The 26927-nt window shown below is 66.6% G+C and carries 26 protein-coding genes; 11 read left to right on the top strand and 15 right to left on the bottom strand.

Annotated features, from left to right (window positions below; translation table 11 throughout):
• Nucleotides 1-435 precede the first annotated feature (435 nt).
• The 3 genes from E4634_RS17715 to E4634_RS17705 form a co-directional block, all read right to left on the bottom strand.
• The gene (locus tag E4634_RS17715; protein WP_135445989.1) at nucleotides 436-1137 is read right to left on the bottom strand and encodes an OmpW/AlkL family protein; all 702 of its coding nucleotides are present in this window, start codon (nucleotides 1135-1137) and stop codon (nucleotides 436-438) included.
• Between the two features lie 144 nt (nucleotides 1138-1281).
• Entirely contained in the window at nucleotides 1282-1962 is a 681-nt protein-coding gene (locus E4634_RS17710; RefSeq protein WP_167854967.1) for an MliC family protein, read from the bottom strand.
• Between the two features lie 68 nt (nucleotides 1963-2030).
• Entirely contained in the window at nucleotides 2031-2753 is a 723-nt protein-coding gene (locus E4634_RS17705; protein WP_167854966.1) for a sulfite exporter TauE/SafE family protein, read from the bottom strand.
• 122 nt (nucleotides 2754-2875) lie between these two features.
• Here E4634_RS17705 and E4634_RS17700 point away from each other — a divergent pair, with 122 nt between their 5' ends.
• Complete coding sequence (locus E4634_RS17700; protein ID WP_167854965.1) at nucleotides 2876-3622, top strand: trypsin-like serine peptidase; 747 nt, start codon at nucleotides 2876-2878, stop codon at nucleotides 3620-3622.
• Here E4634_RS17700 and trhO read toward each other — a convergent pair.
• Entirely contained in the window at nucleotides 3619-4566 is a 948-nt protein-coding gene (trhO, locus tag E4634_RS17695) for an oxygen-dependent tRNA uridine(34) hydroxylase TrhO (RefSeq protein WP_135445985.1), read from the bottom strand. The genes E4634_RS17700 and trhO overlap by 4 nt on opposite strands.
• Nucleotides 4567-4890: a BolA family protein gene (locus tag E4634_RS17690; protein ID WP_135445984.1), complete on the bottom strand. Its 324-nt coding sequence runs from the start codon at nucleotides 4888-4890 to the stop codon at nucleotides 4567-4569. It abuts the gene before it with no gap.
• A 186-nt stretch (nucleotides 4891-5076) separates the two neighbouring features.
• On the opposite strand from E4634_RS17690, the gene E4634_RS17685 reads away from it, so the two are divergent.
• Nucleotides 5077-5928: a hypothetical protein gene (locus tag E4634_RS17685; protein ID WP_135445983.1), complete on the top strand. Its 852-nt coding sequence runs from the start codon at nucleotides 5077-5079 to the stop codon at nucleotides 5926-5928.
• Between the two features lie 4 nt (nucleotides 5929-5932).
• On the opposite strand, the gene E4634_RS17680 is transcribed toward E4634_RS17685, so the two are convergent.
• Nucleotides 5933-7321 carry a sensor histidine kinase gene (locus E4634_RS17680; RefSeq protein ID WP_135445982.1) on the bottom strand — a complete coding sequence of 463 codons (1389 nt, stop codon included), beginning with the start codon at nucleotides 7319-7321 and terminating at the stop codon, nucleotides 5933-5935.
• Nucleotides 7318-8001: a response regulator transcription factor gene (locus tag E4634_RS17675; RefSeq protein WP_135445981.1), complete on the bottom strand. Its 684-nt coding sequence runs from the start codon at nucleotides 7999-8001 to the stop codon at nucleotides 7318-7320. Before E4634_RS17675 ends, E4634_RS17680 begins: the two co-directional genes overlap by 4 nt.
• Nucleotides 8002-8080: 79 nt before the next feature.
• Here E4634_RS17675 and E4634_RS17670 point away from each other — a divergent pair, with 79 nt between their 5' ends.
• A complete protein-coding gene (locus E4634_RS17670) occupies nucleotides 8081-8554 on the top strand; it encodes an RDD family protein (protein WP_240725234.1) in 474 nt (157 codons plus the stop codon).
• On the opposite strand, the gene lptG is transcribed toward E4634_RS17670, so the two are convergent.
• On the bottom strand, nucleotides 8551-9612 hold the full coding sequence (lptG, locus tag E4634_RS17665; protein ID WP_135445979.1) for an LPS export ABC transporter permease LptG: 1062 nt from the start codon (nucleotides 9610-9612) through the stop codon (nucleotides 8551-8553). The genes E4634_RS17670 and lptG overlap by 4 nt on opposite strands.
• Nucleotides 9599-10702, bottom strand: coding sequence for an LPS export ABC transporter permease LptF (gene lptF, locus E4634_RS17660; protein ID WP_135445978.1), 1104 nt, complete (start codon nucleotides 10700-10702; stop codon nucleotides 9599-9601). Before lptF ends, lptG begins: the two co-directional genes overlap by 14 nt.
• An 80-nt stretch (nucleotides 10703-10782) precedes the next feature.
• Between lptF and E4634_RS17655 the strand changes: the two genes are divergently transcribed.
• The 4 genes from E4634_RS17655 (at nucleotide 10783) to E4634_RS17640 (ending at nucleotide 15859) form a co-directional block, all read left to right on the top strand.
• Complete coding sequence (locus tag E4634_RS17655) at nucleotides 10783-12267, top strand: leucyl aminopeptidase (protein ID WP_135445977.1); 1485 nt, start codon at nucleotides 10783-10785, stop codon at nucleotides 12265-12267.
• A 9-nt stretch (nucleotides 12268-12276) separates the two neighbouring features.
• A complete protein-coding gene (locus E4634_RS17650) occupies nucleotides 12277-12696 on the top strand; it encodes a DNA polymerase III subunit chi (protein WP_135445976.1) in 420 nt (139 codons plus the stop codon).
• Between the two features lie 91 nt (nucleotides 12697-12787).
• Nucleotides 12788-15556, top strand: coding sequence for a valine--tRNA ligase (locus E4634_RS17645; protein WP_135445975.1), 2769 nt, complete (start codon nucleotides 12788-12790; stop codon nucleotides 15554-15556).
• Between the two features lie 90 nt (nucleotides 15557-15646).
• Nucleotides 15647-15859, top strand: a complete 213-nt coding sequence (locus tag E4634_RS17640; protein ID WP_135445974.1) for a cold-shock protein — start codon at nucleotides 15647-15649, stop codon at nucleotides 15857-15859.
• 166 nt (nucleotides 15860-16025) lie between these two features.
• Here the strand turns inward: E4634_RS17640 and E4634_RS17635 are convergent, their stop codons facing one another.
• Nucleotides 16026-16670, bottom strand: coding sequence for a TetR/AcrR family transcriptional regulator (locus tag E4634_RS17635; protein ID WP_135445973.1), 645 nt, complete (start codon nucleotides 16668-16670; stop codon nucleotides 16026-16028).
• Between the two features lie 287 nt (nucleotides 16671-16957).
• Here E4634_RS17635 and E4634_RS17630 point away from each other — a divergent pair, with 287 nt between their 5' ends.
• The 4 genes from E4634_RS17630 (at nucleotide 16958) to rapA (ending at nucleotide 22382) form a co-directional block, all read left to right on the top strand.
• On the top strand, nucleotides 16958-17578 hold the full coding sequence (locus E4634_RS17630; RefSeq protein ID WP_240725233.1) for a class I SAM-dependent methyltransferase: 621 nt from the start codon (nucleotides 16958-16960) through the stop codon (nucleotides 17576-17578).
• A 225-nt stretch (nucleotides 17579-17803) separates the two neighbouring features.
• Complete coding sequence (locus tag E4634_RS17625; RefSeq protein WP_135445972.1) at nucleotides 17804-18775, top strand: LysR family transcriptional regulator; 972 nt, start codon at nucleotides 17804-17806, stop codon at nucleotides 18773-18775.
• Nucleotides 18776-18795: 20 nt separating this feature from the next.
• Nucleotides 18796-19611: a TatD family hydrolase gene (locus E4634_RS17620; RefSeq protein ID WP_135445971.1), complete on the top strand. Its 816-nt coding sequence runs from the start codon at nucleotides 18796-18798 to the stop codon at nucleotides 19609-19611.
• A complete protein-coding gene (gene rapA / locus E4634_RS17615; RefSeq protein WP_135445970.1) occupies nucleotides 19611-22382 on the top strand; it encodes an RNA polymerase-associated protein RapA in 2772 nt (923 codons plus the stop codon). Before E4634_RS17620 ends, rapA begins: the two co-directional genes overlap by 1 nt.
• A gap of 15 nt (nucleotides 22383-22397) precedes the next feature.
• Here the strand turns inward: rapA and E4634_RS17610 are convergent, their stop codons facing one another.
• The 5 genes from E4634_RS17610 to E4634_RS17590 all read right to left on the bottom strand — a co-directional run bounded on the left by E4634_RS17610 (nucleotide 22398) and on the right by E4634_RS17590 (nucleotide 26687).
• Entirely contained in the window at nucleotides 22398-23078 is a 681-nt protein-coding gene (locus E4634_RS17610) for a hypothetical protein (RefSeq protein ID WP_240725231.1), read from the bottom strand.
• 12 nt (nucleotides 23079-23090) lie between these two features.
• On the bottom strand, nucleotides 23091-23855 hold the full coding sequence (locus E4634_RS17605; protein ID WP_135445969.1) for an alpha/beta hydrolase: 765 nt from the start codon (nucleotides 23853-23855) through the stop codon (nucleotides 23091-23093).
• A gap of 83 nt (nucleotides 23856-23938) precedes the next feature.
• Nucleotides 23939-24727: an enoyl-CoA hydratase/isomerase family protein gene (locus E4634_RS17600; protein WP_135445968.1), complete on the bottom strand. Its 789-nt coding sequence runs from the start codon at nucleotides 24725-24727 to the stop codon at nucleotides 23939-23941.
• A 42-nt stretch (nucleotides 24728-24769) separates the two neighbouring features.
• Nucleotides 24770-25903, bottom strand: a complete 1134-nt coding sequence (locus tag E4634_RS17595; protein ID WP_135445967.1) for a CaiB/BaiF CoA transferase family protein — start codon at nucleotides 25901-25903, stop codon at nucleotides 24770-24772.
• Nucleotides 25904-25913: 10 nt separating this feature from the next.
• Complete coding sequence (locus E4634_RS17590; RefSeq protein WP_135445966.1) at nucleotides 25914-26687, bottom strand: SDR family NAD(P)-dependent oxidoreductase; 774 nt, start codon at nucleotides 26685-26687, stop codon at nucleotides 25914-25916.
• Nucleotides 26688-26927 lie beyond the last annotated feature (240 nt).

The following is a 26927-nucleotide window of genomic DNA, read 5'->3' as shown; positions in this document are numbered from 1 at the left end:
CGAACCCGCGAACCCGCGAAAAAGTATCCCTCCAAATACGCCAAATCCAAGCCGTGAGACGCTCGGGCGAACCGCTCGCAAAAGACGCGCCGAGGAAGTGGAGCGAGACCGCTCGCGGGCTCGCGACCGACCGAGGGCACCCCGGAGGGGCGCGATCTTAAGAGCGGTTCTCCCGAGCATCTCACGGCGCCCCGAAGCACACCGGGCTCCAGCGAGCGATCACCGTTGGGGTAGTACCCGCAAGAGGCGGGTGCGGGCAAGGTAAGCCCCCGAAGCGAATAGACTTCATCTGAGCTGCGGGGGCTTACCTTGCCCGCGCCTGCCGGCCAGCAAATACCCTCACCAGCGCACGAAACGGAGCGCAAAAAAAAACCCCGCATCGCTGCGGGGTCATGGCCGACAAATGTCGGCAGCGAGAGTCTCTCACTCAGGCACTCAGAACTTGTAGGCGATACCGAAGTTGTAAACCCAGGGGTCGATATCGACGTCGAACTTGACCGGCACCTTGCTGCCATCGGCAAACTTGGCAGTCAGCTCGGCTTCAGTCTGGATGTCGATGTACCAGACGCCAGCGTTGATTGACCAGTGCTCGCCCAGGGGGATGTCGACACCGGCAGAGGCGGACAGGCCGAAGGAATCGTCGAGCTTGAGGTCCGCATCGGTTGCGCCCAGGACCGCGCCCAGCGCGCCCTTGAGCTCACCGTCGACGCTCTCGTCGAAGAAGTAGGTGTAGTTCAGGCCGATGCCCAAGTAGGGCTGCCAGCCGGACTGGCCACCGCGCGGGTACCACTGGACCGTCAGGGTCGGCGGCAGGTGCTTGGTGGAACCGGCATCCAGGTCGAGGCCACCGCCGCCGACGCTGATGTCGTGTTCGAAGGGGGTCGCGGCCAACAGTTCGAGGCCGAACATGTCGGTCACCATCCACACCGGGATGATGGACAGTTGGGTGTCGGAGTCGACATCTGCTTCGAGGACAGGAACGCCCTCCACACCCAGGTCGATTTTGTCTGAGCTGGCGTTCGGGTCCACAGTCACGATGCCTGCGCGCAGGATCAGGTCGCCGGCTTCATAGGCTTGGGTTGCCACGGCGCCACTTGCGAGAGCCACCGCCAATGCCAGGTTGATTACTTTTTTCATGATGCACTCCTATCTCTGGAAACGGGTGGGAAGTCCATGGCTTCCCCAACCACTTGGCATGCATCTTAGGCAGCGGCGGGGGCGCCGACATTGACCTCCATCAAGGTAACGCCCCGCCCCGGTCCGGCGCGGTGATTTTCGGTATTATTCCCAGGGGTGCTCAAGCTGCATGCCGCAGCCGCGGTAGTGGTTCTCATTGAGGCGCAGTTCCACGCTCATCGGGTAGCGCGCGCCGCTCATCGTATCCTGGCACTCCACCCATTCGGCAGTGATCTCGATCAGGTCGCCGTCGAGGGAGGCCGACCAGGTGGAGCGCTGCGCGTCATGCGCAGAGACCGGCTGGTCGAACATCTTGCGGGTGGCGCCGTAGTCGCCGATAAACAGCAGGCGGTCGCCCTCTCGCACCTCGACGTGCCAGCCCGGTTCATTGCCCGCCGCGCGAAAATCGATGCCACGACGGCGGGCGTCTTCCCAGGGCACCCGCGCCGGGTTCAGCCGGCATTCGCGGTAGCTGCGGGTGCCGACATCCAGTATCGCCTCGTCGCCCTTGCTCCAGAACAGGATGTCACCCTCTTGGTACTTGGCGCCCGAGCCACTGCGCACCTGGGAGAGCACTGCGTAGCGGTCCTCCACCCACACCGCCATTTCCCCAGGCCCGGTGCGGGCGATGAATTCCCCGTCGCGACATTCGTAGACCAGCGTGCGCGCCGCATAGCGCGTGGGGTCCGCGCGCAGGGGCTGGTCGCCGGGCGGCGGCGGTGTCTGGGCGGGAGCGGCACAGGCGGACAGCGACAGCAACAGGGGCAGGGCGAGCAGGCAGCGCATGGGAAACCTCATCGGTGGTGAGTTCGGCTCGGGCAGTATAGTACGCCGGCCGACAGGCCCGCAGCTGCTCAGTCCCCGAGCAGCGGCAGCGCAATCATGCGCAGCGCGAGCAGGCTGACCAGCAGGCGGAACCAGCGGCGGAAATCCATTTGCGGGACGCTGTGGCGCAGTCGCGTACCCACCCATGAGCCGACGCTCACCGCGGTAATCAGCGCCAGCAACAGCGGCCACCAGCCGGCGAAGCTGAAACCGATGGCGGTAAACGCGAACAGCCTGAACACGTGGCTGATGACCATGTACACGCCGGTGTTCACCACCACCCAGTCGCGCCGCGGATTGCGCCGCGCCAGCACCGCCGCACCCAGTGGGCCGGTCGCACCGGCAAGCATACCGAGACCGGTCTGGTACAGGCCGAGCAGCACGAGGCTCCAGCGCCCGGCGCCCGGCAGGCTGGGCAGCGGCACCCAGGTAATCAGCAGAATCAGCACGCCGACGATAGCCGGCAGCCAGTGCAGGTTGAGCGAACCGTAGACACTGCCGCCGAGCACGGCGCCCAGCGCGGCGCCGAGGGCGACCGGCGCCACTATCGACCACTGGATCTCGCGCCAGCCGAACAGCGCGCGGGTGGCGTTGCTGGCCAGTTGGGTCGCTGCGTGCAGGGGGAAGATGGCCGCGACGGGCAGCAACCCGGGCATGCAGGCCAGCAACAGCACACCGCCGCCCATGCCGATGACCCCGGTGAGCGTGGACGTGAGAAAGGCGATAGGTACCAGCAGGTACTCGACCGGCATGCGCATCCTCGACAGTGCAACGCCGCGCGCGTGGCCGGCGCGGCAGGTGGAATAAAAACTCTACAGCAAGCAGCGCCTGTGGCAAGCTGGCGCAGCATCGTTCCCGCCTCCGGAAACCATTCGTGCCGCGCACCACCATTGGACAAAGCCTCCTCGCCACACTGCTGTGCAGCCTGCCCCTCGCTGCCCTCGCCGGGGGCGAAGACGCGCGCCGGGTTTTCAGCGCGGATTCGCCGGACTGGCTGCGCGCGGTCGGCAAACTGCAGGTGCCCGCGGTGCGCTATGAAAAGGGCTACAGCCGCCACCGCCGCGAAAACTGCAGCGCCACCCTGGTCACCGCAGGCGCGGACAAGGACGCCAACACCCTGGTCACCGCCTGGCACTGCCTGGAGGACTACAGCGACCTCAGCAAGCCGATTACGGTAAGCCTGCTGACCGCCAGCGGCGAGCGCCTGGAGCGCGAGGCCTATAGCGTGGCAGATGGCGGCGGCATGCAGGCCGACTGGGCGCTGCTCAAGTTGTACCAGCGGGTGCCGCGGCAGCAGGTCCCCGCGCTGCTGTGGTCATCCGAGCCGGCGGACGGGGCGCTGCCGGTGACCATGGCCGGCTATTCAGGCGATGCCGGCCTGGGCGCGGGTGGCACGGCGCTGACCTACGATGCCGGGTGTCGCATCACGCGCCAAAACAGGGCAGAAACCGAGAGCGACTGCCGGGCGTTCAAGGGCGCCTCGGGCGGAGCTGTTGTGCAGTTGGACCCGGCAGGTGTCGCCCGGCTGTACGGCGTGGTTTCCCGCGGCGACGGCGTGAGCGTCAGTATTTTCGTGCCGGTGAGTGGCTTTCACCGCGCCCTGCGGCGCCATCTCGATTAGTCTGCGGAGGAATCCCGCTGGCGCTCCGGCGGCGCTGCACCCACGTGGGTTTCGCCGCGCTGCCCGGCCAGTTCCACCTGGCGCTGGCGCTCGCTGAAGCGCGCGACCTGGTCGGCACTCAGGCTGTCGTGGCAGTGTGGGCAGCAGACACCGCGCATATACAGCGGGGAGACCTTGTCCGCCTCGGTGATCGGCCGCCGACAGCCATAGCACTGGTCGTAGCTGCCTTTTTCCAGGCGGTGATTCACCGCGACACGGTTGTCGAAGACGAAGCACTCGCCCTGCCAGCTGCTGCGCGCCTCGGGGACTTCCTCGAGATACTTGAGTATCCCGCCCTCCAGGTGATACACCTCCTCGAAGCCCTGCTCCAGCATCCAGGCGCTGGCTTTTTCGCAGCGGATGCCGCCAGTGCAGAACATCGCCACCTTGCGGTGGCGGGCCGGGTCGAGTTCGCGGCGCACGTAGTCGGGGAATTCGCGGAAGCTGTTCAACTGCGGGTCGCGGGCGCCGCGGAATGTGCCGATGGCGCACTCGTAGTCGTTGCGGGTATCCAGCAGCAACACCTCGGGGTCGTCGATCAGCGCGTTCCACTGTGCGGGTTTCACATAGGTGCCGACCAGGCGATTGGGATCGATCCCGTCCACCCCCATGGTCACGATCTCGCGCTTGAGTTTGACCTTCATGCGCAGGAAAGGCATCGAGTCGTCGCTCGACTCCTTGTGCTCGAGCTGCGCCAGCCGCGGGTCCGAGCGCAGGTAGGCGAGCACCGCGTCTATGGCCTCACGGCTGCCGGCGATGGTGCCGTTGATTCCCTCGCGCGCGAGCAGCAAGGTGCCGCGCGTCCCCGCCTCGAGACACCGGTTTAGCAGCGGCTCACGCAGGTCACGGTAGTCGTCCAACGTCACGAAACGGTACAGCGCCGCGACCACCACGGGCTGGGACATTCAGTGCGCCTCTTGCTTGGAACCACCCAGGCAGGCCGGCGAATCGGGCGCGGCGGCACCGCGCTGGGCCCATTCCTGCGGCGAGTAAGTGTGCAGGGCCAGCGCGTGCACCGGTCCGCCCATTTCCTCGCCGAGCAGGCCGTAGACCAGCTGGTGGCGGGCGACATGCCGCTTGCCGTCGAAGGCGGCGCTGACCAGGGTCACCTTGAAGTGGGTCTCCGAATTCGGCGGCACGCTGTGCATGTGGCTCTCGTTGATGACTTCGAGCAATTCCGGTTGCAGGCCGGAGTTGAGCTTGGTTTCGATGGATTGCTGGATCGTCACGGGAATACCTCCATATAACTCCGGGTGATTATACCGCGCCAGAGACGGATGCGCCGGACTCGCCGCGCAAGGGGTAAAAAAGCCGCCTGCGCCAAGTTGTGACCTGGGTCGCAAACCCCCGCGCAGGAACGAGACCACCCCCGGGGTAGAGCGTATACTTCGTTAAACCAGTCGCGGGGAAAGGGCATGCAACCTCTCTACAATATTTTTTTCGCGGGTGAAGTGCTGGAAGGCCACGAGAAGGCCGAGGTCCGCGCCCGCCTGGCGAAGCTGTTCAACGCCGGTGAAGCCACGCTCGAAAAGCTGTTCAGCGGCAAGCCGCAACTGGTCAAGCGCGAATGCGACAAACCCACCGCCCTCAAATACAAGCAGGCGATGGAAAGAGCCGGCGCCAGGCCGGTGATCAAGGCCGTCCCGGCCAGCCAGGCAGCAGACGCCGCGCAGCCTGCACCCCGCCCGGCCGCCGCGGTGGGCGCACAGCAGCAACCCGCAGCACAGAAGAAACTCAGCATGGCCGAGCGCATCGCCGCCCTGGCCGAAGCACCTGACATCACCATCAGCAAGCCCGAACCGGAGACTCCCCCGGCACCCGAGGTGGACCCGGAGACCGGCCTGTCGCTGGCCCCTGCGGGTACCCACCTGCTGAGCGCCGAAGAACGCCAGCAGGCCGTGGTTGCCGAGGTGGAGGTCGATATTTCCGACCTGGCCACCGAGGGCGACTACGGCCGGCTGTCCAGTGAGCCGCCGCCCGCACCGCCTGCGCCGGATACCAGTCACATGGACATGGGCGCTGTCGGCGAGACCATCCCGACCCTGCCCAGCAACGTCACCCCGATTACCCCTGACACCAGCGCCATCGACCTGTCGCCGGCGGGCACGGATTTCAGCGACTGTTCATCGGTTGACGAGGAATTCCCCGAGCTCGACCTGACGCATATGGCCGTCGCCCCCGAGGGCAGTGATGTTCTCGAGGCTCAGTACCGGCGTCGCCACGACGAGGCGGCCCCCAACACCGACCACCTCTCGGTCCAGCGCTGAGGCTTCAGGGCAGCCGGATCACCACCCGCAGGCCCGGCTGGTTGTCCGCCAGGTCCACCACCCCGCCGTGATACTGGGCGATGGCCTGCGCCATGCTCAAGCCCAGCCCGTGCCCCGGCTGCGCCGAGCGGCTCGGGTCGACGCGGTAAAAACGCCGGAACACGTCGCCCCAGTGCTCCGCGGAAATCCCCGGGCCGGTATCCTCGATACACACGCGATGGTCGAATTCCCCGCCGTGCTGGGTGGATAGCTGCACGCGGATACTGCCCTGCTCCGGCGTGTACTTGATGGCGTTGTCCAGCACGTTGGCAAACAGCTGGAACAACAGGTCCGCGTCGCCGCGGGTCTTGGCCGCGAAGGGCGGCACGCTGAAGACAACCTCGATCGACTTCTCGTGGGCCAGCGGCTCGTACAGCTCGACCACGTCGCGCAGCACGCGGCCCAGGTCGACCTCGCGCTTGCCGGTGTAGCGGTTGCCCGATTCCAGCGTGGAGATGCGCAGCACCGCACTGAAGGACTGCAACAGGCTGTCGCAATCGGCCACCAGGGTCTCGACCTCGGGTTGGCGCTCGGCGGGCAGGGTGTCGCGCAGGCGAATAAGTTGATTGCGCAGCCGGCCCAGCGGTGTGCGCAGGTCGTGGGCGATGTTGTCGGAGATGCTGCGCATGCCCTGCATCAGCGATTCGGTCTGGTCCAGCATGCGGTTCATGACGGCGGCCAGTTCGCTGGCGTTGCCGCTGTCTTCCACCTGCAGGCGCTGCGCGGGGTCCCCGCGCACGATGCGCGACATCTCCTGGCCCAGCCACTCCACGTGCTGCATGCTGCGGCTGGCGACGAAGTAACCGCCCACCAGGCCGAGCACGATGGTGGCGAGCATGGCGCGCGCCAGCGTGGTAAACACCAGCCGGCCGCTGAACACCACGGAGCCGTAATCGCGCGCCACCACCGCGCGATACCCATCCCCCAGTTCGGTGATGCGGGCGAGGAAGTCGGCATCCACCGACTCGCCCCACTTGAGCAGTCCCATTTCCAGGTCCAGCCAGCCGTCATCGAAGACCCGGTAGCTCGTGGTGCGCGGCAAGTCGCCGGCCAGCAGTTCACCGTCCGGGTCCAGCACCATGTAGTGAAAGCGATCGAGCAGGTTGGCGTCGCGCTGGTCCATCACATACTGGCGCAGGCCCGCCAGGCCCTGGCCGCGATACACCAGCACCAGGGTCTCCTGCTCCTCGAGGATGCTGGTGGAGAGCTCGCGGAAATAGCGATAGCTGTACTGCGCGTACAGCAACAGGGTGATGACCAGCACGGTGCCGGTCAGGGCGAGCAGGTATTTGACCACGAAACGGAAGGTGAGGCTGCGCAGGACGCGCCGCACCCGGCTCATTTCCCGGCTCATGCGTCGGCGCTGCCCAGGCGATATCCGGCACCGCGAACGGTGTGCAACAGTGGCCCGCCGAACTCGCGGTCGATTTTCTGGCGCAGGCGCGAGACATGCACGTCGATGACATTGGTCTGCGGGTCGAAGTTGTACCCCCAGACGTGCTCCAGCAGCATGCCCCGGGTCACCACCTGGCCAGCGTGGCGCATCAGGTATTCGAGCAATTTGTACTCGCGCGGTTGCAGCACCACCTCCTGGCCACCGCGGGTCACCTGTTGCTGCAGCAGGTCCATGCACAAATCCTCGACCTGGAGACGGGTAGTGGTGTCGGTGCTCGCGGAGCGCCGCCGCTGCAACACCTCCAGTCGCGCGAGCAATTCCTCCATGGAAAACGGCTTGACCAGGTAGTCGTCCGCGCCCAGTTGCAGGCCGCGCACCCGCTCGTCGACATCGCCCAGGGCGCTCAGCACCAGTGCCGGCGTGTCCAGGCCGCCCTCGCGCAACTCGCGCAACAGGGTCAGGCCGGGCCTGCCCGGCAGCATCCGGTCGATAACCCAGATATCGTAGTCGCCCTCCAGCGCCGCGGCGTAGCCGCTGTCGCCGTCGGCGCGGTGCGTGCACTGGTAGCCCGCTTTATCCAGTTCGCCGACGATGAAATCGGCGACCGAGGTGTCGTCTTCGATCAATAGAACATGCATGGCCCGCTCCACCTGTGGCGGCAATTTAGCACGCCACCGGCCACCGACAAAGGCCCGCCGAGTTGCTAGAATGCCGGCCATGCAAGAAGCCACGCCCCTGCCCTCGCCCTCCCTGCTGCGTCACCTCATGGCCATGGTCTATGACGCACTGCTGGTCATCGCCCTGATTTTCGTCGCCAGCGCCATCGTGCTGGGCCTCACGTTCTGGCTCAGCGGCGGTGAACGCGAAGTTCTACCACCGGTACTCGAACAAGGGGTGATCGTGGTGTGCCTGTTCGGCTTCTACAGCGCGTTCTGGATCAAGAGCGGCCAGACCCTGGGCATGCAGGCCTGGCGCATCCAGCTGGTCAGCGATGGCGGCGGCAAACTCACCCTGCGCCAGGCATTGATGCGCTGCGCCGGAGCCACACTGTCGCTGGCCTGTGCCGGACTCGGTTACCTGTGGAAACTGGTCGACCGCAACGAGCGCTACTGGCACGACTACATCTCCGCCACTCACCTGGTATTGCTGCCCCGGCGCAGCCGCGACAAGAAGCCGCCCGCCGGCGACTAGCGCGCGCGGGCCAGCAGGGCGAAGCCGGCGAGCGCGCAGGCCACAATCGGCAGCAACGCGGCGTACACCGGATCGAACCCGAATACCATGCTTGCCGGGCCGAGCAGGTCCTGGCTGGTGCGGAAGGCGATGCCGATAATGACCCCGGCGAAAATACGAAAACCCACCGTACCCTCGCGCAGCGGGCCGAAGATGAACGAGATCGCCACCAGTACCAGCGCCCCGACCGCCAGCGGCTGCAGGATCTTGCGCCACAGGGCAAGGCGGTAGTCTTCAGACTCCATACCCTGGCTGTGCAGGTAGCGGCTGTAGCGGTACAGGTCGGCCAGCGACAACTGCGCCGGTTCCACCACCACCAGGGTGAGCAGGTCCGGCGTGATACCGGTTTCCCAGTACAACTGCGGTAAGGTCTCGCGCGTGGTCTGCCAACTGCTGAAGTGTGTCTGCACCACGTCGCGCATCAGCCAGCGCCCGCCGGCGTAGGTGGCGCGGCTCGCGCGCAGCGCGGTGAGCAGGCGGCGCTGCTCGTCGAACTGCAACAGGATGATGCCGTGCACCACGCCGGCGGGCTCCAGCGCATTGAAGTGCAGGAAGGTACTGCCCTCGCGACTCCAGATACCGTGCCGACCGCTGAACGCCTCGCTCGGGTCCTGGGCCAACGCGCGGCGGGTTTCCGCCATGCGGTCGGTATGCGGTGCCACCTGGTCGCCGAGCACGAAGCCGAGTATTGCGACCAGCAGCGCCGGCTGCAGCGCGGTCCACACCAGGCGGCCGGTGGACACCCCCGCTGCGCGCATCACCACCAGCTCACTGGAACTTGCCAGTTGCCCCAGCCCCAGCAGGCAGCCGATCAGCGCGGCAAAGGGAATGTACTCGTAGCAGCGGCCCGGCAGCGTGAGCAGGATGTACAGGCTGACCTCGGCAAAACTGTAAGTGTCCGAGATATCCTCCGCCTCATCGATAAATGCGGCGACCGCGTCCAGGCCGACGATCACGGCCAGCACCAGGCCGATGGCGGCCAGCACTACCGTGCCGATGTAGCGGTCAAGCCTGCGCATGGCGTCTCGCCCGCAGCCAGCCAAGCAGTTGGCTGGAATACAGCATGCCCAGGGCCAGCATCGCGAACAGCAGGTGTACGCTCCACAGGCGCAGCGGCCCACCGTCGCCGTCGGCGATGCTGCCGCGGATACGCGCCAGCAGTACCAGGTAGACGAGGTAGAGAATGAACGCCGGGGCCATCTTGATGTAACGCCCGCGCCGGTGATCCGTGCGGCTCATGCACAGGGCGATGATCGCGACGATGGGCACCATCACCGGCAGCGACAGCCGCCAGTGCAGGGCGGCAACGTTCTCCGGCTCGCTGGAATGCAACAGGACGCGCGTGGCGCGCCCGTCCACCGGGTCCGCGGTGCGAATGCCGCCCTCGGGTTCCGGCAGCATCTCGCCGTAGCGGCGGAACTGCACCACGCGGTAATCCAGTTCGCCGGGATAGCCGGAGTAGCGGTAGCCGTTGCGCAGTTCCAGGTAGCGCACGCCGCTGTCCGGGTCGAAGCGCACCTCGCCCTCCTCGGCCACGGTGACCTGGAGTCGCGGGCGGCCGCGCTCGTCGGCACCGCCATCGGACAGGAACACGTCGTGCATCACGCCTTCCGGGGAGAGCGTCTGCGCGTAGGTCACGGTCTCGCTGCCGCGCTGCACCTGGAAGCGCCCGGCGGCAACCGCATTGGGACCGGCCGAGGATTCCGGCGCATGCAGCAGCGCTTCCGAGTGCGAGGCACCCAGCGGCGTGACCCACAGGCTGAGCAGGGCCACCACTGCCATGACCACGCCCGCCGGCAGCAGCGTGTACAGCGCGAGGCGGCCCGGACTCAGCCCGCAGGCGGTGAGCACCACCATCTCGCTTTCCACGTAGAGTCGCCCATAGGCCATGAGGATGCCGATAAACAGCCCCAGCGGGAGAATGAGTTCAAGGAAACCGGGCATGCGATAGAACATGACCGGCAGCAGGATGTCCGCGGCAAGGTCGCCGCTGGCGGCCTCGGCCAGATACTTGACGAACCGGCCGCTGAAGATGATCACCAGCAGCACGAAACTCACCGCCACCATGTGGGTGAGCACGTCGCGGGCAAGATAGCGCAGGATTTTCATGCCTGGGACACGGGGCTACGGTTCAGTTTGGGCGCGCAACATCATACACTAGCGCGGGCATCAAGTTTGAGGTTATCCCCATGAGCGGCATCGCATTTTCAGTTCGTGCAGTCTCCGACGCCAGCAAGGCGCGGACCCAGTGCGCAGTTCTTCCCCTGTACAGCGACGGTGAACTCGGCAGCGCCGGCAAGGCCCTGGACAAAGCCGGCAACGGCGCGCTGGGCGCAACCCTGGCGCTGAAGGACTTCAGCGCGAAGCGCGGCCAGAGCGTGATGCTACCCGGCGCCGGCGGCGCCGCCCGCATCCTGCTGCTGGGCTGCGGGGCGCGCAAGGATTTCGACCGCGGCGCGGCGCGCGAACTGGCCAGGGCGCTGTATACCGCGCTGAACGCCTGCAAGGCCAAGGATGCCCTGCTGCTGCTCGACGAGTTGGAGGTCACCGACGCCGACGCCGCCTGGCTGCTGGAGACCATCGCCCACGGCCTGGTCACCGGCGCCTACCGCTACACCGAGACCGTCGCCGAGCCCAAGCCGGCGCTGACGCTGGCGCGCGTCGCGGTGAGCACCGGCGCGGGCAAGAGCACCGCGCAACGCGCACTGGACCACGGCGCCGCCACTGGCCTGGGCGTCAACGCGGCGCGCAACCTCGCCAACCTGCCGGCCAATATCTGCACCCCCAGCTACCTCGCGCAGCAGGCGCGCAAGCTGGCGCGCGGCAACAGCAAGCTCAAGGTGCAGGTGCTGGACGAAAAGCGCATGCGTGAACTGGGCATGCACTCGCTGCTCTCGGTGACCGCCGGCACCACCGAACCGGCGCGGCTGATCGTCATGGAGTACAGCGGCGGCAAGAAATCCCAGCAACCGCAGGTGCTGGTGGGCAAGGGCATCACCTTCGACAGCGGCGGCATCTCGCTCAAGCCCGGCCTGAAGATGGACGAGATGAAATTCGACATGGGCGGCGCCGCCAGCGTGCTCGGCACCATGACCGCGGTGACCGCGATGGAACTGCCGCTCAACGTGGTGGGCGTGATCGCCGCCGCGGAGAACATGCCCGCCGGCAACGCCACCAAGCCCGGTGACGTGGTCAAGAGCATGGCCGGCAAGACCATCGAGATCCTCAACACCGACGCCGAGGGCCGCCTCGTGTTGTGCGACGCACTGACCTACGTCGAGCGCTTCAAGCCCGAGGCGGTGATCGATATCGCCACCCTCACCGGTGCCTGCGTGGTCGCGCTGGGCTCACATGCCAGCGGCCTGTACAGCAACCGCGATGAACTGGCCGATGCCCTGCTCGCCGCCGGGGTCGAGAGCCACGACCGCGCCTGGCGCATGCCGCTGTGGGACGAGTACACCAAGCAGTTGCAGAGCAACTTCGCCGACCTCGCCAATATCGGCGGACCGACCGCCGGCAGCGTTACCGCGGCGTGCTTCCTCGCCGAGTTCACCAAGGCGTACGCCTGGGCGCACCTGGATATCGCCGGCACCGCCTGGGACAGCGCGCCGAAGTGGGCGACCGGACGCCCGGTCGGCCTGCTCACCCGCTACCTGCGCGACTGCACCGGCTGACGCCGCCACGTGACCCGGGTCGGCTTCTACGTGGTGCAGGCCGCTGGCGCGGGCCAGCGCCTGCAGGTCGCCGCGCGCCTTGCAGATAAAGCCTTCGCCCAGGGCCACCGCATCTTCATCAACGCGGTGGACCGGGAGCAGGCGAAGACGCTGGACGAACTGCTGTGGGGCTTTCGCGCCGAGAGCTTCCTGCCCCACGCCCTGGCCGGCGAACAGGACGGCGAACCGGTCGTCATCGGCTGGGGCCAGGACCCGGGCGACCACGCGGACCTGCTCATCAACCTGCAACTGCAGCCCCCCGCGTTCTTTTCCCGCTTCGCGCGGGTGGCCGAAGTGGTCACCCAGGACCCGGAATCCCTGCAGGCCCTGCGCGACGCCTGGCGCCTGTACCGCGAGCGCGGCTACCAGCTGGAAAAGCACGACCTGTAGGCCTTGCGCACCCCGGCGCGCGCCTGTAAAGGCCCCGGGACATCGCGTATAATCGCGCCCCTTCCAGAATCTTCCCCGGATATCCCGACCGATGGATAAGACCTTCCAACCCGCCGAGATCGAGTCCCGCTGGTACCAGGAATGGGAGAGCAAAGGCTACTTCGCCCCGCGCGACGGCGACGGCGCCTACTGCATCATGATCCCGCCGCCCAACGTCACCGGCAGCCTGCACATGGGCCACGGCTTCCAGGAAACCATCATGGACGCCCTGATCCGCTACCACCGCATGCGCGGCGAGAGCACCCTGTGGCAGGTGGGCACGGATCACGCCGGTATCGCCACGCAGATGGTCGTCGAGCGCCAGCTCGAGGCGCAGGGCGTCAGCCGCCACGACCTGGGCCGGGAACAGTTCATCGAGAAAGTCTGGGAGTGGAAGGAGGAGTCCGGCGGCACCATCACCCGCCAGCTGCGCCGCCTGGGCGCTTCGCTGGACTGGTCGCGCGAGCGCTTCACCATGGACGAGGGCCTGTCCAACGCCGTGCAGGAAGTCTTCATCCGCCTGTACCGCGAGGGCCTGATCTACCGCGGCAAGCGCCTGGTCAACTGGGACCCGGTACTGCATACGGCGATCTCCGACCTCGAGGTGGTCTCCGAGGAGGAGAAGGGCCACCTGTGGCACTTCCGTTACCCGCTGGCTGGCGGTGAGGGCCACCTGGTGGTCGCCACCACCCGACCGGAAACCATGCTCGGCGACGCCGCCGTCGCGGTGCACCCGGAGGACGAGCGCTACGCCCACCTGGTCGGGCGCATGGTCGAGCTGCCACTGACCGGGCGCCAGATCCCGGTAATCGCCGACGACTACGTCGACCGCGAGTTCGGCACCGGCTGCGTGAAGATCACGCCGGCCCACGATTTCAACGACTACGAGATGGGCAAGCGCCACGGCCTGCCGCTGATCAATATCCTCGACGACGACGCGGCCATCGGCGGTGAGGCCCCGGAAGCCTACCTGGGCATGGACCGCTTCGCCGCGCGCAAGCAGATCGTCGCCGACCTCGACGCGCTGGGCCTGCTGGAGAAGATCGACGACCACACCCTGAAGGTGCCGCGCGGCGACCGCTCCGGCGTGGTCATCGAGCCCTACCTCACCAACCAGTGGTACGTGGACGCCCGCGCCCTGGCCGGCCCGGCCATCGAGGCGGTGGAAAACGGCGACATCCAGTTCGTACCCAAGCAGTGGGAAAACACCTATTTCGCCTGGATGCGCGACATCCAGGACTGGTGCATCAGCCGCCAGCTGTGGTGGGGCCACCGCATCCCGGCCTGGTACGACGACCACGGCCACGTCTATGTCGGCGAATCCGAGCGGGCGGTGCGCGAGCAACACCAGCTCGCCGACGAGATGAGCCTGCGCCAGGACGACGACGTACTGGACACCTGGTTCTCCTCTGCCCTGTGGACCTTCTCCACCCTGGGCTGGCCCGAGGAAACGCCGGAACTGGCAAAGTTCCACCCCACCTCGGTGCTGGTCACCGGCTTCGACATCATCTTTTTCTGGGTCGCGCGCATGATCATGATGACCCTGCATTTCCGCAACGAGGTACCGTTCCATACGGTCTACGTGCACGGCCTGGTGCGCGATGCGGAGGGCCAGAAGATGTCCAAGTCCAAGGGCAACGTGCTCGACCCCATCGATCTGATCGACGGCATCGACCTGGAAACCCTGGTCACCAAGCGCATCTCGGGCATGATGCAGCCGCAACTCGCGGCGAAAATCGAGAAGGCCACGCGCAAGCAGTTTCCCGAGGGCATTGCGCCCTACGGCACCGACGCACTGCGCTTCACCTACTACTCGCTGGCCTCCACCGGACGCGACATCAAGTTCGATATCGGGCGTATCGAGGGCTTCCGCAACTTCTGCAACAAGATCTGGAACGCCGCGCGCTACGTGATGATGAACTGCGAGGGCCAGGACTGCGGCCAGGACGAGAGCCTGCCGGTGGAACTCGGCCTCGCCGACCGCTGGATTATCGGCAAGCTGCAGGAGACCGAGGCGGCGGTCGAACGCGCGTTCGAGAACTACCGCTTCGACCACGCCTCGCAGGCACTGCACGAATTCATCTGGAACGAGTACTGCGACTGGTACCTGGAACTGTCCAAGCCGGCACTGGGTGACCCCGAGGCCAGTGAGGCCGCCGTGCGCGGCACGCGGCGTACCTTGATCCGCGTACTCGAAGCCTGGCTGCGCCTGCTGCACCCGCTGATGCCGTTTATCACCGAGGAAATCTGGCAGAGCGTGGCGCCCCTGGCGGGCAAATCCGGCCCCACCATCATGCTCCAGCCCTTCCCGAACAGTGCGCCCGAAGCTATGGACAGCGCCGCGAACGCGGATATAGAATGGCTCAAAGGTGTCATTGTGGGCATCCGCAACATCCGCGGCGAGATGAAAATCTCGTTGGGTAAAGAGCTCACAGTACAACTTCGGAACGGCGGCGAAGACGATAAACGCAGATTGCAAGAAAATGCCACGTTCCTGAAAAAGCTGGCCAAACTGTCTGACATAGTCTGGCTGGAAGAAGGCGACGAAGCCCCCGCGGCGGCGACGGCCCTGGTAGGACAGCTCGAAATCTTGATCCCCATGGCCGGCCTGATCGACAAGGACGCAGAATTGGCGCGCCTGTCGAAAGAGGTCACCCGGCTCGAAACCGAGCTGAAGCGCATCGCGGGCAAGTTGAATAACAGCAATTTCGTCGACAAGGCTCCCGCCGAGGTAGTCGCCAAGGAGCGGGAGAAGATGCAGGCGCAGGAACTGGCGTTGCAGAAGCTCAAGGAACAGGAGCAACGCATCAGCCAGCTCTAGGTCGCCACGGCAACACCGGTTTCAAGTCTCCGCTGCTCCCATGGGCAGCGGAGCATAATAAAAGCAATAGGTAAAACCGAGGAAAGTGGTATGGAAAATCGTGTAAGTGGCACGGTGAAGTGGTTCAACAACGCCAAGGGATTTGGGTTCATCACCAGGGAGGAAGGTGACGCCGATGTCTTCGTGCATTTCCGTTCCATCCAGGGCGATGGCTATCGCACCCTGAACGAAGGCCAGACGGTCGAGTTCAACCTGGTTGAGGGCCCCAAGGGCCTGCAGGCGGAAAACGTCCTCAAAACCTGATTTTCGCCCTGGGCGCGCCACCTGGCGGTGTCGCGCCCGATAGCAGTTTGCGTTTCCACCTCCGGGCCGGAGGTGACCGGTACGCCTGTTGTCCGCCAGAAGGCGGCGCGTACCCGGTCGCTACCCCCGGACCGGCGGCCAGCGCCTGCAAAAGGACTTGCCCGGGTTACAGACGGATATACGGCCGCCAGTACTCCTGTAGCATGCGTGCGCCTTCGCGCATGACCACGTCAGGGTCGAGCTGGTTGTCCTCGATGGCCATCTCCACCACGCCACAGGCGAGATCGACGGTCATGCGCGAGTGCATGGTCAGCGTCTCGTCGCGCGGCACCCGCGCCACCTCCGACATGAAATTGGCCAGGCCGTCGGCAGCTTCACGCCGCGACACCAGGCGCAACTCGCGCAGCGGCGCCATCGCGCGCAGGGCATTGAAGATCTCGATCCCCGCCGGTTCGTTGCGAATGACGTCGTAGATCAGCCGCAGCACCACGTGGCCGTGGTACAGCACCTCAGAGGCATTCTCGCGCTCGAGAAAACCGGTCAGCCAAGTGGCGAAGGCGGCATTTTGCTTCTGCATCAGGCGCGTGCCCAGCGCGTGGATCACGGCGTACTTGTTGGGAAAATAGCGGTACAGCGCCGGCACGGTGACACCGGCACGCTCGGCGATCAGGTTGGTCGAGATACGCTCGATTCCCACCTCCACCAGCAATTCCGATGCGGACGTCAGGATGGCGTCGTAGGTTCGCTTGGCCCGCGCCTGCCGCGGACGTTGTTTCGCCAGCAGCTCAACCTGCCGGACAGCAGTTGTCATGGGTCCCTACCTCTTTGGCGTCGATAAATACCGACATTTCATGTGCTTTAATCCTATCCCACGAATACCGACCGCACCACCAAATGAAATCGCCTGTAATCAAATTCGTCCACTTTCAGGGACATGCACCGCGTGACTGCACTCGCCGCAGCAACGCGGTACAATCCGGAGGCGGCGCACCGTTCGGCGGGGCGTTCGTCGACCATCCGGAAACCCCTGCACGGCCCCGTCGCGCCTCCTGAAGCGCTTCGGGCACAACCGTGCCGGTCACCAGCAAGGAACCCGCCTTGGCCAAGAAGATCCGCACCGAACGCCGTTTCCGCGGCGTGAGAATCCCGACCGGCTCCCACCCCGCTATCCGCCGTATCAAGCGGCAGGGGCACGAGCCCTCGATTCACGGCAACAAGTTCTGGAAATCCAGCGCGCTGCTCATCGACTACCTGAAGCGGAACCCGCCGGAGCACTGCAAGCGCGTGCTCGACGTGGGCTGCGGCTGGGGTATCTCCGGCATCTGGTGCGCGCGGGAACTCGGCGCAAAAGTGACCTCGGTGGACGCAGATCCGGAGGTCTTCCCCTACCTGCAGGCCACCGCGGACCTCAACGGCGTGGAGACCGAGCACCTGGTCTCGCGCTTCGAGAAGCTCAGCACCCGCAAGCTGGAAAAGTACGACATGCTGATCGCCGCCGACATCTGCTTCTGGGACGAACTGGTCAAACCGGTCACCAACCTGGTGAACCGCGCGGTCAAGGCCGGGGTCAAGCAGATCCTCATCGCCGACCCGGAACGCTCGCCGTTCTTCGAGATTGCCGAGCGCTGCGCCGACAAGCACTGCGCCGAGGTGGTCGAGTGGCGCACCCGCGGTTCGGTGGAGGCCTCCGGCGCCATCATGGTCCTGAACAACGCCTGAACCGGACGGGGGCTGGGGCCCGGGCAAAAAAAACCCGCCTGACGGCGGGTTGGAAAGTCAACTTGTTCGGACCTGGATGGGGCGCCTTCAACCAATGCCTGGCGGCGTCGGTCAACCCGGCGTCCGGGGTTCGTCTCTCACGATGGAATCCATACTATCGCTCGCATTACTATGTATCTAATGTATTATTCTCATAAAGAACATGAACCAGATTCATAGTGTGCCATGGATACCCGCGAGCTCGCCAGGATTGATCTTAACTTACTGATTTCATTACAGGTTTTACTGGAGGAGCGGAGCGTGTCGCGGTCCGCCGAGCGCCTGCACATCACCCAGCCGGCCATGAGCAAGACCCTGTCGCGACTGCGCGAGCTGTTTGACGACCCCCTGTTCACGCGCAGCGGCCATCGTATGCAACCCACGCCACGGGCTCTGCAACTGGCCCACCAGCTGGGCGACATCCTCGGCGGCATCAGCCAGCTGGTCAGCGGCCAGCGCTTCGACCCGACCCGCGCCGACGCCGAGATCACCATCGCCATGTCCGAGTACATCGGCGTGACCCTGCTGCCCACCCTGGCCGAGCGCCTGCAGGAACGCGCGCCGCGGCTGAACCTGCGCATCGTCACCCGGGTGGAGAACCAGCTGGAGCAGCTGGCGCTGGGCAACCTCGACTTCGCCCTGCACATCAACCAGGCACACTACGGCCCCGCGTTCCGGGTGGAACGCCTGGGCGGCAGCCCGCCGGCCATCCTGGTGCGCGAGAACCACCCCCTGTGCCGCACACCGGGCGACCTCGAGGCGCTCAACAACTACCCGGTGATCCGACTGTACGTGTCCGACCGCAACCAGGCGGAGGAGCGCAGCCTGCTGGTGCAGATCGACCAGCTCTCCGCCCGCGCCCAGGGCTCGCTGGAAATCTCCCACCTGATGACCGCCATCGAAGTACTGCGCAATACCGACTACTATATGCCCGGGCCCTCGTACCTGACCCAGAACGAGACGCTGAGCCAGGGCATCACCGCCCTGCCCCTGCCGACGCTGGCGGATGTCATCGTCGACTACGTGCTGGTGGCGCACCAGCGCACGGAAAACTCGCCGCTGCACAATTGGCTCTGGGGGCAGATCAGCGATACCATCCGCGAGCTGCGCCCGGCCCACCCGCGCAAACTGCGCCAGCGGGTCAGCGCAACGAGGTAAGCGAGAACAACTCTGTCGTCATGAGCAAGCAGCCCAAGCGGGACATTCCGCGTTTCGATACGCCCATCGTCGAGACCCACTGCCACCTGGACTACCTGGACGCCGAGGCGCTGGACGCGACCCTCGCGCGCAGCGAGGAAGTGGGCGTGGAGAAGATCGTCACCATCGCCGTGTCCCCGGGCAACCTGGACACGGTGCGTGCGCTGGCTCAGCACTCGCCGCGCGTGTGGGGCACCCAGGGCATTCACCCGCACGAGGCGGAGCACTACAGCGACGAGGTCGACGCGCGCATCCGCAGCGCCCTGTCCAGCGACGCGCGCCTGGTCGCGGTGGGCGAGATCGGCCTCGATTACTACTACGACCACGCCGACCGCGCGGTGCAGCGCGAAGTTTTCGAGCGCCAGCTGCAGATCGCCGTCGACCTCGAGCTGCCGGTGGTCATCCACACCCGCGAGGCGGACGACGACACCCGCGCCATCCTCGCCAACTTCAGCGGCCGCCTGCCACGGCATGGCGTCATCCACAGTTTCACCTCATCCCTGGCGCTGGCGCAGTACTGCCTGGGCGAGGGCTTCATGCTCGGCTTCAACGGCATCGCCACCTTCAAGGCCGCGGACAACGTGCGCGAGGTGATCGCCGCCACGCCGCCGCAACAGGCAGTGCTGGAGACCGACGCGCCCTACCTGACGCCGGTGCCGTACCGCGGTCGTCCCAACGCGCCTTTCTACCTGCCGTTCATCGCCGAGCAGGTGGCGTCCTGCATGGGCATGCCGGTGGAAGCCCTGCTGGCGCAGGCCTACGCCAACAGCCACGCCCTGTTTTTCGCGGAGGATTGATGGAATACCTGATTGGACAGCGCTGGGTCAGCCACGCGGACGCGCAACTCGGCCTCGGCGTCGTGGTCGGCGTCGACGGACGCCGCGTCACCCTCGCCTTCCCCGCCGTCGGCGAGGAGCGCACCTACGCCATGGACAACGCGCCGCTCACCCGGCTGCGCTTCAAGGATGGCGACCACATCAGCACCGTGGAGGGCGTCGAGCTGGTGGTGACCGCCGTCGACGAGCACCAGGGCCTGCTGCTGTACACCGGCCTGGATCACCACGAGCAGGAGATGACCGTCTCCGAACTCGAGCTGGACGCCTTCGTCCAGCTGACCACGCCGCAGCAGCGCCTGCTCAACGGGCACTTCGATCGCCACGAGGATTTCGCCCTGCGCGTGGCCACCCTGCAGCACATGCACCGGCTACAGACCAGCCCCGCGCGCGGGCTGATGGGTTCGCGCACCAGCCTGTTACCGCACCAGGTGTACATCGCCGCGGAAGTCGGCCGCCGCCACGCACCGCGGGTGCTGCTGGCGGACGAGGTGGGCCTGGGCAAGACCATCGAGGCGGGCATGATCATGCAGCAGCAGCTGCTCACCGGCCGCGCCGGGCGGGTGCTGGTCCTGGTGCCGCCCTCGCTGCTGCACCAGTGGCTGGTGGAAATGCTGCGCCGCTTCAACCTGCACTTCGCCCTGTTCGACGCCGAGCGGCTGTCCGAAATGGACGAGAGCGGCGACGGCAACCCCTTTGAGCAGGAGCAGCAGGTGCTGTGCAGCCTGGGCCTGTTCCTCGACGATCCCGAGCGCCAGGCACAGGCGCTGGCGGCGGGCTGGGACTTGGTGGTGGTCGACGAGGCCCACCACCTGCACTGGTCACCGCAGGAAGCCGGCGACGATTACCGTTTTGTCGAGAGCCTGGCCGCCTGCTGCGTGGGCCTGTTGCTGCTCACCGCGACCCCGGAGCAGATCGGCCGCGAGAGCCACTTTGCGCGCCTGCGCCTGCTCGACCCGGCGCGCTTCCACGACCTCGAGGCGTTCATCGCCCAGGAAGAGGGCTACCGCGCCCTGGGCGACATGGCCGACGCGCTGGCGCGCGGGGAGGTTCCTGCGGACCTGCCGTCAGACATGGACCGCGCGTTGCCGCCGCCGGAGCTGCTGGAGCAATTGCTCGACCGCCACGGCACCGGCCGCGTGCTGTTCCGCAACACCCGCGCCACGGTGCAGGGCTTCCCGCAGCGCGTGCTGCACCGCCACCCGCTGCCCTTGCCGGAGGCCTATGCCCTGGCCGAGGTGGACGACGACGCGCGGCTGTTCCCGGAATCGCCCTACGTCGACGACAGCTGGCTGGATTTCGACCCGCGGGTGGACTGGCTGGTGGACACACTCAAGGCCATGCGCCCGGAAAAAGCGCTGGTCATCTGTGCCCGCGCCGACACCGCGGTGGCCCTGGAACACCACCTGCACCTGCGCGCCGGCATCCGCTCCGCGGCTTTCTACGAGGGGCTGTCGATCATCGAGCGCGATCGCGCGGCGGCCTACTTCGCCGACGAGGCCGGCGGCGCGCAGACTCTGGTGTGCTCGGAGATCGGCAGCGAGGGGCGCAATTTCCAGTTCGCCCAGCACCTGATCCTGTTCGACCTGCCGCTGAACCCGGACCTGCTGGAACAGCGCATCGGCCGCCTCGACCGCATCGGCCAGCGCGGCGACGTGCAGATCCACGTGCTCTACCTGGAAGGCAGCGCCCAGGAAACCCTGCTCGACTGGTACGACCGCGGCATCGACCTGTTCCGCGACAGCTGCAGCGCGGGCTACCTGATCTTCACCCACTTCGAAGAGCGCCTGCGCGCCCAGCTGGCGCAGCGCGATGCGGACTTCGATGCCCTGCTCAACGACACCGCGGAGTTCACCCTGCGCACCCGGGAAGAGCTACGCGAGGGCCGCGACCGGCTGCTGGAACGCAACTCCTGCCGGCGCGACGTCGCCCTCGGCCTCATCGAGGAGGTGCAGTCACTGGAAGACGACGACACCCTGGAGAACTACCTCGAGGCACTGTGCGAGGCCTTCGGCGTGGACTGCGAGTACCACTCCGAACGCACCCAGGTGCTGCGCCCCTCGGAACACATGCTCACCGGACACTTCCCGGGCGTGACCGACGAGGGCACCACGATCACCTTCAGCCGCGAGCGCGCCCTGGCCCGCGAGGACCTGGTCTTCGCCACCTGGGAGCACCCCATCACGCAGGAAGCGATGGACATGGTGCACTCCACGGAACTCGGCAACGCCGCCCTGGGCACCCTCAAGCTCAAGGGCGTACCGCCGGGGACGATGCTGCTGGAGGCGCTGTACACGGTCAACTGCGTGGCACCCCGCGCCCTGCAGGTGGACCGCTTCCTGCCGCTCACGCCGATCCGCCTGCTGGTGGATGCGCGCGGTAAGCAACTGGCGGACCTGGTACCCCACGCGCGGCTCAACACGCTGATCGAGAAGGTCAAGAAGCACACCGCGCTGGCCATCATCAAGCAGGTGCAGAAGGAGGTGGATGCCAAGATGACCCTGGCCAACGCCATCGCCGAGGAGCGTCTGCGCGACATCCTGCCGGCGGCGGAGGCGCGCATGCGCGAGGAGCTGGGAGCCGAGCTGGCGCGCCTGGAGGCGCTGCGCGAGGTCAACCCGAGCATCCGCGAGGAAGAGCTGGAGTACCTGCGCTACCGCATCGACGAATGCGCGGTGCACATCCGCCACGCCGGCCTGCAGCTGCAAGCGCTGCGGCTGATCATCACCACCTGAGGCGGCGCGCCGGGTTCAGATCGGCAGCGGGATGAACACCGAACCCGCCGCATGCAGCACCTTGGTCACGCGCCGGTAGTCGGCGTCGTCGGCGATGCGCGCCATCATCTCCTGCAGCACGATCAGCTTGCCGAACAGGCGCTCGAAACTCAGGTTGTCGGTCACGCCGTGATAGTGGCTAGTGATGATCCAGGGCTCGCCGTCCGGGCGGTGCTTGCTGCGCAGCTTCCAGGACAATACCTCGACATTGTGCGCGCTGGTGGCCAGTTTCTCCGGCTCCAGTGTGTCGAACATGAACAGCTCGTCGTTGTAGCCGTAGGCGTGGCGCAGCATGCCGCCCAACCCGACCACCAGGGCGAACACCCGGTCGCCCTTGAAATGCGGGTCGAACACCAGCTCCAGGGCCTGGGTCTCCTGCGCCCCGCGCAATTCCTCGAACACCAACGGTCCCTCGGTGGCGCGCAGCTGCGCCAGGCGCATATCGATGGTCATGCCGGGAATCTTGGCCAGCTCACCGGGGTTGCGCCGGTACAGCTTCACGGTGAGTTCGCGCACCAGGCGCCGCGATTCGTCGATGAACTGGTCCGCCACCAGGTCGACATCGGACTTGACGATATTCTTGACCGGGTAGCTGTCGCATCCGGCCAGCGCCGGGCACAGCAGCAGGCACAGCAGTAGCAACCCAGGTGCGCGCACCGCGTTTGCGCCTTAGCCCGGGGCGAGCTGTCGCGACAGCGTGTCCACGGTGCGCAACAGCCGCGCCAGGTCCTGCGGCCGCGACAGGCGGTGGTCACCATCCTTGACCAGGGTGACCTCGACATCCTCGCCGCGCAGTTTTTCCGCCAGCAGCAGCGAACGCTCCCAGGGCACGTCCGGGTCGCACTGGCCGTGCAGCAGGCGCACCGGCACGTCGATCGCGATGTGCTCGCGGGTCAGCAGGCGGTGTGTCTCGCCCTCGTCGAGCAGTTCGCGGCTGATCGTGTACGGCTCGCCATCGTCGTAGCAATTGGGAATGTCACAGGCGCCGGACAACTCCAGCTGCAGCATCTGCTCGGGGCCGAGGCGTCCCTCGCGCAAGGTCGCGGTGAAGTCCGGCGCGGCGGCGATGCCGACCAGGGCACTCACCCGCTGCGGTCGCGCCAGGGCCAGGTGCAGCATGATCCAGCCGCCCATGGAGGAGCCGACCAGCAACTGCGGCCCGGTGGTCACCGCGTCGAACACCGCGACCGCGTCATCGATCCAGCGGCCGATAGTCCCGGCCGCGAAGTCGCCGCTGGAGGCGCCGTGGCCGAAGTAGTCGAAGCGGGTGAACTGGCGCCCCTGCTCGGCGCACCACTGCGCCAGGGCGAGGGCCTTATCGCCCTGCATGTTGGAGTTGAATCCGGAGAGAAAAACGATGCCGGGGCCGGTCCCCGGCAGGTGGTCGTAGGCGATGCTCTCGCCGTCGTCGCGTTGCAGCGTGCCCTCGGCCATATTGCCGGCGTCCCCTCGAGCTGGTCAGGGCGTTAGCATAACCCGCGGCGCGGTGTTTGCCGAACGCCGCGGCGATGTACGGCTCAGCGGCCCTTCCACACCGGCTTGCGCTTCTCGAGGAAGGCGGTGGCGCCCTCCAGGGCGTCCTCGCTGGCGACGCAGATGCGCTGCAGCTCGGCCTCGTCGGAGATGGTCTGCGCAAGGCTGGCCTCCGCCGCCTGGCCCACCGCCTGCTTGGCGTAGCGCAGGGACAGCGGCGCGCGCCCGGCCAGTTCCGCCGCCCAGGCCAGGGTCTCGTCGAGCAGGCTGTCGGTGGCGACCACGCGGTTGCACAGGCCCCACTCCAGGCACTTGGCCGCGCCCAGGCGCTCGCCGGTGGCGATGATCTCGTAGGCGCGCTTGCGCCCCAGCGTGTGCACCAGGTGCCAGGTGGCACCGCCGTCGGGCACCAGGCCGATGGCGGAGAAGGCCTGGAAGATATAGGCATTCTCGGCCATCACCGAGAGATCGCAGACCATGGCGATGGCGCTAGCAACGCCCGCGGCGGGGCCCTGTACCGCACTGATCCAGGGCTTGGTGGCGCCATAGATCTCCATCACGATGGGCTTGTACTCGAGGTTGAGCTGGTCGTCCACGCGCCAGTCGGGATCGTCCAGCGGCATCTCGGTGAGGTCGGCGCCGGCGCTGAAGCCGCGGCCCGCGCCGTTGATCACCACCACGCGCACGCTGTCGTCGTTGTTCACCTCGCGCGCCGCCGCGAGCAGCTCCGCGCGCATCGCCGCGTTGAACGAGTTGAGCGAATCCGGGCGGTTGAGGGTGACCAGGGCCACCGCGTCGCGGCGCTCCACGGTAATAGTTTCGTAGTTGCTCATCGCGTGTACTCCTGCCAGTGCCGCGCGCGGGCGCGGCGGTTGTCAGCTGATCGCGCCCGCGGCGCGCAGTTCCGCCAGCTCGCGCTCGCCGAAGCCCATCTCGGCGAGCACCGCGTCGGTATCGGCACCGAGGTCCGAGCCGCCGTTGCGCACCGACGAGGGCGTGCGCGAAAAGCGCGGCGCCGGCGCCGGCTGCAGCATGCCGTCGACTTCCAGGTAGACGTCGCGGGCCTTGTTCGCCGGGTGTTCGGGGGCCTCCAGCAGGCTCAGCACCGGGGCGAAGCAGGCGTCGCTGCCCTCGAGCAGGGCACACCACTCGTCGCGGGTTTTGCCGAGGAAGATCTCGGTGAGGCGGGCCTTCATGCGCGGCCACTCGTCGCGGTTGTCCTGGTCGCCGAACTCGTCGTCAGACAAGCCCATTTTATCCTTGAGCAGTGCATAGAACTGCGGCTCGATGGCGCCGATGCAGATGAACTCGCCGTCCGCGCACTCATAGGTGTCGTAGTAGTGGGCGCCGCCGTCGAGCATGTTGCCCTCACGGGCGGTGGCGTCGTAGGCACCCATGTGCTGCCAGCCGTGGAACATCCACATGAGCTGGGCGGTGCCGTCGACCATGGCCGCATCCACCACCTGGCCGCGGCCGGAGTTGGTGGCCTCGAGCAGGGCGGCGAGGATACCGGACAGCAGCAGCATGCCGCCTCCGCCCATGTCGCCCACCAGGTTGAGCGGCGGCGCCGGCTTCTGGCCCTTTCGGCCCATGGCGTAGAGCGCGCCGGTGAGGGCGATATAGTTGATGTCGTGGCCGGCGACGTGGGCCAGCGGGCCCTGCTGGCCCCAGCCGGTCATGCGCGCGAAGACGATCTTCGGGTTGCGCGCCAGGCACACGTCAGGGCCCAGGCCGAGTTTCTCGCACACACCGGGGCGAAAGGGGTCGATGATGACGTCGGCGTTCTCGACCATGCGCAGCACGGTCTCGATGCCCTCGGCGGTCTTCAGGTTGATGGTGACCGACTTCTTGCCGCGGCTGCTGATGTCCTTCTGGTGCAGCGCGCTGGCGCCGGCGGCCCGCTCGATGCGGATCACCTCGGCGCCCATGTCGGCCATCATCATGCCGCCCATGGGGGCGGGGCCGATGCCGGCGAGTTCGAGTACCGTGTAACCGTTGAGCGGGCCCATGCGACTCGCCTCAGCGCGGCTGCATGCGGATGCCGGCGTCCACGCGGACCACTTCGCCGTTGATGTAGTCGTTCTCCACCAGGGAGACGGCGACCTTGGCGATCTCCTCCGGGCGGCCGAGGCGCTTCGGGTACAGCGGCGCTTCGCACAGGGCGGCGTAGGCTTTCTCCGGCAGGGCCTCGAACAGCGGGGTGTGGATCAGGCCCGGGGCGATGGTGTTGACGCGGATGCCGAAGGCGGCGAGGTCGCGCGCCATGGGCAGGGTCATGCCGACCACGCCGCCCTTGGAGGCGGAGTAGGCGAGCTGGCCCATCTGGCCCTCGAAGGCGGCGATGGAGGCGGTGTTGATGATCACGCCGCGGCTGCCGTCGTCGTTGACCGGCTCGTTCTTCGCCATCTGCTCGGCCGCCAGGCGGGAGACATTGAAAGTGCCAATCAGGTTGACGTTGATCACCTTGGTGAATTCGCCCATGGGGAAGGGACCGTCCTTGCCCAGGGTCTTGGCGGCGCTGGCGATACCGGCGAAGTTGTTGCAGATGTGCACCGCGCCGAACTTCTCGACGACGCCGGCCACGGCGGCCTGCGCGGAGGCCTCGTCGGCCACGTTGACATTGAAGAAAGCCGCGTTGTCGGCGCCCAGTTGCTCGACCAGGGCGTTACCGCGCTCTTCGTTCATGTCGAAAATCGCCACCTTCGCTCCCTTGGCGACGTAGGCTTCCACCGTCGCCTGGCCCAGCCCGGAGGCTCCACCAGTGACGATTGCGACTTTTCCTTGCAGATCCATGTGTGTTCTCCTCTGAGATTTCCGACTTGTCCGGTATCATTATCGGGGCCAACCCCCGATCGGGGACCGCCTGTACGGCGCGCTCCGGTCTCACGCCCGGGCGCCAACTGTGGCACAATCGGGCAGGTTGGCAAGTATGCAGCGCTCACTTGGGGTCCGTCGCCGGGAGCGGGCGCCATCGGGGAATGCCATCGCTGGGGCTATCGTACGGGAGCATCGCCCCGGACCATCCCGGTTTGG

The organism is Mangrovimicrobium sediminis (assembly GCF_004745945.1).
Classification (GTDB): domain Bacteria; phylum Pseudomonadota; class Gammaproteobacteria; order Pseudomonadales; family Halieaceae; genus Mangrovimicrobium; species Mangrovimicrobium sediminis.
The sequence above is the reverse complement of the archived record's forward strand: the minus strand, read 5'-3'. Positions and strand labels throughout refer to the sequence as shown.

Excerpts from the sequence above, each read along its gene's own strand:
- E4634_RS17715 (WP_135445989.1), bottom strand. The coding sequence starts at position 1,137 with ATGAAAAAAGTAATCAACCTGGCATTGGCGGTGGCTCTCGCAAGTGGC.
- E4634_RS17710 (WP_167854967.1), bottom strand. The coding sequence starts at position 1,962 with ATGCGCTGCCTGCTCGCCCTGCCCCTGTTGCTGTCGCTGTCCGCCTGT.
- E4634_RS17705 (WP_167854966.1), bottom strand. The coding sequence starts at position 2,753 with ATGCCGGTCGAGTACCTGCTGGTACCTATCGCCTTTCTCACGTCCACG.
- trhO (WP_135445985.1), bottom strand. The coding sequence starts at position 4,566 with ATGTCCCAGCCCGTGGTGGTCGCGGCGCTGTACCGTTTCGTGACGTTG.
- E4634_RS17685 (WP_135445983.1), top strand. The coding sequence starts at position 5,077 with ATGCAACCTCTCTACAATATTTTTTTCGCGGGTGAAGTGCTGGAAGGC.
- E4634_RS17680 (WP_135445982.1), bottom strand. The coding sequence starts at position 7,321 with ATGAGCCGGGAAATGAGCCGGGTGCGGCGCGTCCTGCGCAGCCTCACC.
- E4634_RS17675 (WP_135445981.1), bottom strand. The coding sequence starts at position 8,001 with ATGCATGTTCTATTGATCGAAGACGACACCTCGGTCGCCGATTTCATC.
- E4634_RS17670 (WP_240725234.1), top strand. The coding sequence starts at position 8,081 with ATGCAAGAAGCCACGCCCCTGCCCTCGCCCTCCCTGCTGCGTCACCTC.
- lptG (WP_135445979.1), bottom strand. The coding sequence starts at position 9,612 with ATGCGCAGGCTTGACCGCTACATCGGCACGGTAGTGCTGGCCGCCATC.
- lptF (WP_135445978.1), bottom strand. The coding sequence starts at position 10,702 with ATGAAAATCCTGCGCTATCTTGCCCGCGACGTGCTCACCCACATGGTG.
- E4634_RS17655 (WP_135445977.1), top strand. The coding sequence starts at position 10,783 with ATGAGCGGCATCGCATTTTCAGTTCGTGCAGTCTCCGACGCCAGCAAG.
- E4634_RS17645 (WP_135445975.1), top strand. The coding sequence starts at position 12,788 with ATGGATAAGACCTTCCAACCCGCCGAGATCGAGTCCCGCTGGTACCAG.
- E4634_RS17640 (WP_135445974.1), top strand. The coding sequence starts at position 15,647 with ATGGAAAATCGTGTAAGTGGCACGGTGAAGTGGTTCAACAACGCCAAG.
- E4634_RS17635 (WP_135445973.1), bottom strand. The coding sequence starts at position 16,670 with ATGACAACTGCTGTCCGGCAGGTTGAGCTGCTGGCGAAACAACGTCCG.
- E4634_RS17625 (WP_135445972.1), top strand. The coding sequence starts at position 17,804 with ATGGATACCCGCGAGCTCGCCAGGATTGATCTTAACTTACTGATTTCA.
- E4634_RS17620 (WP_135445971.1), top strand. The coding sequence starts at position 18,796 with ATGAGCAAGCAGCCCAAGCGGGACATTCCGCGTTTCGATACGCCCATC.
- rapA (WP_135445970.1), top strand. The coding sequence starts at position 19,611 with ATGGAATACCTGATTGGACAGCGCTGGGTCAGCCACGCGGACGCGCAA.
- E4634_RS17605 (WP_135445969.1), bottom strand. The coding sequence starts at position 23,855 with ATGGCCGAGGGCACGCTGCAACGCGACGACGGCGAGAGCATCGCCTAC.
- E4634_RS17600 (WP_135445968.1), bottom strand. The coding sequence starts at position 24,727 with ATGAGCAACTACGAAACTATTACCGTGGAGCGCCGCGACGCGGTGGCC.
- E4634_RS17595 (WP_135445967.1), bottom strand. The coding sequence starts at position 25,903 with ATGGGCCCGCTCAACGGTTACACGGTACTCGAACTCGCCGGCATCGGC.
- E4634_RS17590 (WP_135445966.1), bottom strand. The coding sequence starts at position 26,687 with ATGGATCTGCAAGGAAAAGTCGCAATCGTCACTGGTGGAGCCTCCGGG.